General features: G+C 37.3%; 4 protein-coding genes. All 4 read left to right on the plus strand.

Annotated elements, in window-relative coordinates; genetic code table 11:
* Positions 1-177 precede the first annotated feature (177 nt).
* A complete protein-coding gene (locus L1272_RS22760) occupies positions 178-600 on the plus strand; it encodes a winged helix-turn-helix domain-containing protein (protein ID WP_235374348.1) in 423 nt (140 codons plus the stop codon).
* Between the two features lie 173 nt (positions 601-773).
* The gene (locus L1272_RS22765; RefSeq protein ID WP_235374349.1) at positions 774-1,100 is read left to right on the plus strand and encodes a hypothetical protein; all 327 of its coding nucleotides are present in this window, start codon (positions 774-776) and stop codon (positions 1,098-1,100) included.
* An 89-nt stretch (positions 1,101-1,189) separates the two neighbouring features.
* Positions 1,190-1,501, plus strand: coding sequence for a pyrimidine/purine nucleoside phosphorylase (gene ppnP, locus L1272_RS22770; RefSeq protein WP_054551131.1), 312 nt, complete (start codon positions 1,190-1,192; stop codon positions 1,499-1,501).
* A 182-nt stretch (positions 1,502-1,683) separates the two neighbouring features.
* Positions 1,684-2,040, plus strand: coding sequence for a ribosome hibernation-promoting factor, HPF/YfiA family (gene hpf / locus L1272_RS22775; RefSeq protein ID WP_054551132.1), 357 nt, complete (start codon positions 1,684-1,686; stop codon positions 2,038-2,040).
* Positions 2,041-2,454 lie beyond the last annotated feature (414 nt).

Genomic DNA, 2,454 nt, shown 5'->3' on the forward strand with positions numbered 1-2,454 from the left:
GAACGTGCGCTAAACGCCAGACCTAGAAAGTGCCTAGGTTACAAACAGCCTGTCGTTGTGTTTAACGAATTACGCAATGCGGCCTAATTTAGCGAGTGGTGCACTTCGGGGTTGAATTCGCGCTTACTATCTTTACTTTTTATTCTCTCTCTACCACTTAGCCCAATTGTTCTTTTAGTGACTTACAGCTTTAAGTTAATTAGTAGAAATTATAAAAAAGTATTGAGAAAAAGTGAGCAAGAAGATACTCAAGAAGTAGAGGAAAAAAGCTTTTCTCTTTCAGACCAAAGCACTTTGATGATCGGTGAATATACATTTAATTACGAAGAAAAAAGCATTTCAAAAGATGAGCAAGTAACTTATTTAGAACCAAAAATGATGCAAGTACTTAGCTATTTAATAGAGCAACAACCTAGAGTCGTCAGCTTAGAAGAGCTACACAGCAATGTTTGGCAAAATCAAATAGTCACCGACACTGCTATTCGCCGAGTAATTAGTAAGTTGCGAAATGCCTTTTCAGATACTGATACAAAAAACCCTAAATATATAAAGTCCCAGATGAAAAGAGGGTATCAATTCATAGCTGAAGTTTTTAGCTAAATTATTGATTTATTGGTATTATTGTTGGTGTGATTATAGTTATAACTTTGGTTATAAGTAAGTGGCGATTAAGTAATGGCTAAATTATGGTGTAATTTTCAGAGTCATTTAAATTGAAATGACAGAGGCAGTTGCTTGCTTCTTTTTACTTTTAATTTAATAAGGAAATGACCATGAAATACATCGTTACAGCCATCGCTTTAATATCTATGGCAGTACTTACTTTTTACGCACTAAATACAAGTCAGTGTATATCTTTCGATCTTTTGTTAGTCGAAGTTGCTTTCGGAAGCTGCGAATTGAAGGCTGAAAATACGAGCTTGTTATCGTATCTTATTCTCGCTGGCTGGCTAATTTGTAATTTCTTATATGGTAAGTTTTACATTAATGGAACATCTCCAAGAGTATTAACCCCATTGTTGTTTATTGTTGGTCTACCTGGAACTTTCTTTGTTTTCTTACTTGTTCAGTTTATTAAAGATAATAAAAAGCCAGCTTAAATATAAGTATTAATTGAATTATCTTCAGTTGCTGCACGCTTAAAATTCGGGCAGGGTGGATTAGATTTAACAAAACAACAGGAGTGAGGATGTCTCAGTTTGATAATGTAAGTGTGCTGAAAAAAGCCAATGTGTATTTTGACGGTAAAGTGTCTAGCCGTACTGTGGTATTTGCTGATGGCAGCACGAAGACGTTAGGCTTTATGCAACCGGGTGAGTTTGAGTTTGCTACGAGTAAAAAAGAGTTGATGGAGCTTAACGGTGGCAGTTGGCAAGTGCTATTACCCGGTGAGAGCGAATGGCAAACGATGCAAGCTGGAGAGTCTTTTACGGTTGATGCAAATGTTACCTTTCTAGTAAAGGTCAGCGAGTTTGCTGACTACTGTTGTTCGTATAGTTAATGAGCAGTTGTTAACCTTTCTGAAAAGCCCGTGTGATGCGGGCTTTTGCATATTTTATCCGCAACGCATGATCTAAATCATCTGTGGTTACAATCAATTACTAATTATCTGCAATTTTCGCTTGTGTTAATTCAATTCGCCCCCAATACTAACTGTGAGGTAACAAGAAAAAAGGATACCCTATGAAGATTAATATTTCTGGTCATCATGTTGACGTTACTGAGGCTGTTAGAGCTCATATCAACGAGAAGTTCTCGAAAATTGCTAGCCATTTTCCATCATTAATATCACTCGATATTATTCTTTCAAAAGAACACAATAAGTATCAGGCTGAGATTAGTACAACCTATGAAGGCGCACGTTTATCAGTAAAAGCTGAAGATGATGTGATGTACCCAGCTATCGCAGGTGCTGCAAAAAAACTTGATGCATCACTTAAACATCGTAAAGGGCAAATGAAAGCCAAACTACACGAAAAGCCGGTCAGTACAACTCCGGAAATTGCCCACGAAATCATTCAGGAAATGAACCTGAGCTAATTACAGAGCACTAGCCTAAGCGGCTAGACTTAAAACTAAATCTGAAAAAGCCAACCGTTGCGAAACGCTTGGCTTTTTTGGTTTTAATATTTAGCCGTCAGCTGTCAGATTGAAGTTCCAAAAGTTAGCGAGTTGCTAGGGGAAAAAGTAAAGTTTGCGAGATACGAGACGTAGGCGGCGTTTTAACGCCGAACAAACATGGAGATATCAGATATCAGTCGTTAAAAGTCAGATTTTAAAAACAATGGCTTGACACAAGTGGTTGGCAGTCTAGTGTTGCTAACTTGCTAACTTGCTAACTTGCTAACTTGCTAACTTGCTAACTTGCTAACTTGCTAACTTGCTAACTTGCTAACTTGCTAACTTGCTAAATTGCTAACTTGCTAACTTGCTAACTTGCTAACTTGCTAAATT

The sequence above is a fragment of the Pseudoalteromonas sp. PAST1 genome (genome assembly GCF_021532515.1).
GTDB classification, from domain to species: Bacteria; Pseudomonadota; Gammaproteobacteria; order Enterobacterales; family Alteromonadaceae; genus Pseudoalteromonas; species Pseudoalteromonas simplex.